General features: G+C 58.8%; 2 rRNA genes. Both read right to left on the reverse strand.

Going from position 1 to position 3,242, the window contains the following annotated elements:
• Positions 1–57: 57 nt before the first annotated feature.
• Positions 58–174: ribosomal RNA gene (gene rrf / locus NCCP_RS14730) — 5S ribosomal RNA — on the reverse strand.
• A 182-nt stretch (positions 175–356) separates the two neighbouring features.
• Positions 357–3,242: ribosomal RNA gene (locus NCCP_RS14735) — 23S ribosomal RNA — on the reverse strand; the annotation flags it as partial.

Genomic DNA, 3,242 nt, shown 5'->3' on the forward strand with positions numbered 1-3,242 from the left:
GGGGGTGTTAAAGGGGGGAAGCCCCCGACGGTGTGGTCGGGGGCTTCCGTAATGGTTGTCCGGCGGTGTCCTACTCTCCCACACCCTCCCGGGTGCAGTACCATCGGCGCTGTGGGTCTTAGCTTCCGGGTTCGGGATGGGACCGGGCGTTTCCCCCACGCTGTGACCGCCGTAACCCTTGTTCCGCCCCGGTGCCTGTGGCGGGTGGGGGGAAAGTGGTGGGTACGGGTCGCATGGACTCGTATTCGGTTGTGGTGTCCCGGTGAAACGTGGTTGTTGTTTCGGGACCGCATAGTGGACGCGTGCGCTTCTTGCCTTCCCCGTGGTTCCGTCCGTGGACGGTGGGGGGGGTGTTTGTGGTGTAAGTTGTCGGCCTATTAGTACGGGTCAGCTTCACGAGTCGTTGGTCCTCGCTTCCACATCCCGCCTATCAACCCAGTGGTCTGGCTGGGGGCCTCTCGCCGTTAGGCGTGGAAATCTCATCTTGAAGTGGGCTTCCCGCTTAGATGCTTTCAGCGGTTATCCCTTCCGAACGTAGCTAATCAGCGGTGCACTTGGCAGTACAACTGACACACCAGAGGTTCGTCCGTCCCGGTCCTCTCGTACTAAGGACAGATCTTCTCAAATTTCCTGCGCGCGCAGCGGATAGGGACCGAACTGTCTCACGACGTTCTAAACCCAGCTCGCGTACCGCTTTAATGGGCGAACAGCCCAACCCTTGGGACCTACTCCAGCCCCAGGATGCGACGAGCCGACATCGAGGTGCCAAACCATGCCGTCGATATGGACTCTTGGGCAAGATCAGCCTGTTATCCCCGAGGTACCTTTTATCCGTTGAGCGACGGCCGTTCCACAACGTGCCGCCGGATCACTAGTCCCGACTTTCGTCCCTGCTCGAGCTGTCACTCTCACAGTCAAGCTCCCTTGTGCACTTACACTCGACACCTGATTGCCAACCAGGCTGAGGGAACCTTTGGGCGCCTCCGTTACTTTTTGGGAGGCAACCGCCCCAGTTAAACTACCCATCAGGCACTGTCCCTGACCCGGATTACGGGCCGAAGTTAGGAGTCCGGTACAGCCAGAGTGGTATTTCAACGATGACTCCACGGGCACTGGCGTGCCCGCTTCACAGTCTCCCACCTATCCTACACAAGCTGCACCGAACACCAATACCAAACTATAGTAAAGGTCTCGGGGTCTTTCCGTCCTGCTGCGCGTAACGAGCATCTTTACTCGTAGTGCAATTTCGCCGAGTTCATGGTTGAGACAGCGGGGAAGTCGTTACTCCATTCGTGCAGGTCGGAACTTACCCGACAAGGAATTTCGCTACCTTAGGATGGTTATAGTTACCACCGCCGTTTACTGGGGCTTGAATTCTCAGCTTCGCCTTGCGGCTAACCGGTCCTCTTAACCTTCCAGCACCGGGCAGGAGTCAGTCCGTATACATCGTCTTGCGACTTCGCACGGACCTGTGTTTTTAGTAAACAGTCGCTTCCCCCTGGTCTCTGCGGCCCCGATCCCCTTCCGGACGCGTGGTCCGTTCAAGGTTGGGGCCCCCCTTCTCCCGAAGTTACGGGGGCATTTTGCCGAGTTCCTTAACCATGATTCTCTCGATCGCCTTGGTATTCTCTACCTGATCACCTGTGTCGGTTTGGGGTACGGGCGGCTTGAACCTCGCGCCGATGCTTTTCTTGGCAGCATAGGATCACCGGATCACCCCCCAAGGGGGGCGCCTATCGGGTCTCAGGCTTGATGAACGGCGGATTTGCCTACCGTTCGCCCTACACCCTTGGACCAGGTCGATTCCATTGCCTGGCCCGGCTACCTTCCTGCGTCACACCTGTTAATGCGCTTGCCTCCCCGGCTCGGGTCCCGCGCGCCCCGCCCGGTGGGCTCCCCGAAGGGAACCCGGTGGGCGGTTTGGGCGGTTAGCATCGCCGGCTTGGCATGGGCGGTTCTTCACCGGTACGGGAATATCAACCCGTTGTCCATCGACTACGCCTGTCGGCCTCGCCTTAGGTCCCGACTTACCCAGGGCAGATTAGCTTGACCCTGGAACCCTTGATCATTCGGCGGACGGGTTTCTCACCCGTCTTTCGCTACTCATGCCTGCATTCTCACTCGTGCCGGCTCCACCGCTGGGTCACCCCGCGGCTTCAGTGCCGGCACGACGCTCCCCTACCCATCCAGGCAACTGGACCACGAAGGCCTGTCTATACCTGAATGACGCAACTTCGGCGGTGTGCTTGAGCCCCGCTACATTGTCGGCGCGGAATCACTTGACCAGTGAGCTATTACGCACTCTTTCAAGGGTGGCTGCTTCTAAGCCAACCTCCTGGTTGTCTTCGCAACTCCACATCCTTTCCCACTTAGCACACGCTTGGGGGCCTTAGTTGGCGTTCTGGGCTGTTTCCCTCTCGACCGTGAAGCTTATCCCCCACGGTCTCACTGCTGCGCTCTGACTTACCGGCATTCGGAGTTTGGCTGACGTCAGTAACCTTGTGGGGCCCATCGGCCATCCAGTAGCTCTACCTCCGGCAAGAAACACGCAACGCTGCACCTAAATGCATTTCGGGGAGAACCAGCTATCACGAAGTTTGATTGGCCTTTCACCCCTACCCACAGCTCATCCCCTCCATTTTCAACTGAAGTGGGTTCGGTCCTCCACGCGCTCTTACACGCGCTTCAACCTGGCCATGGGTAGATCACTTCGCTTCGGGTCTAGACCGCGCCACTGAATCGCCCTATTCAGACTCGCTTTCGCTACGGCTTCCCCACACGGGTTAACCTCGCGACACGGCACTAACTCGCAGGCTCATTCTTCAAAAGGCACGCTGTCACCCCAACAAGGAGGCTCCAACGGATTGTAGGCACACGGTTTCAGGTACTGTTTCACTCCCCTCCCGGGGTACTTTTCACCTTTCCCTCACGGTACTTGTCCGCTATCGGTCATTGGGTAGTATTTAGGCTTACCAGGTGGTCCTGGCGGATTCGCACGGGATTTCTCGGGCCCCGTGCTACTCGGGATACTTCCACAGAGCGGCGGAACACATTACGGCTACGGGACTTACACCCCCTACGGTCAGGCCTTCAAACCTGTTCGCCTATGCGCCCGCACCTCGCTCCGGCGGTCCGGCAGAACCGCCACGTGAAGTCCCACAACCCCGACCATGCAACGCCCGCCGGCTATCACACATGGACCGGTTTAGCCCCTTCCGCTTTCGCTCGCCACTACTCACGGA

The organism is Zafaria cholistanensis (assembly GCF_008580665.1).
Taxonomy (GTDB): Bacteria; Actinomycetota; Actinomycetes; order Actinomycetales; family Micrococcaceae; genus Zafaria; species Zafaria cholistanensis.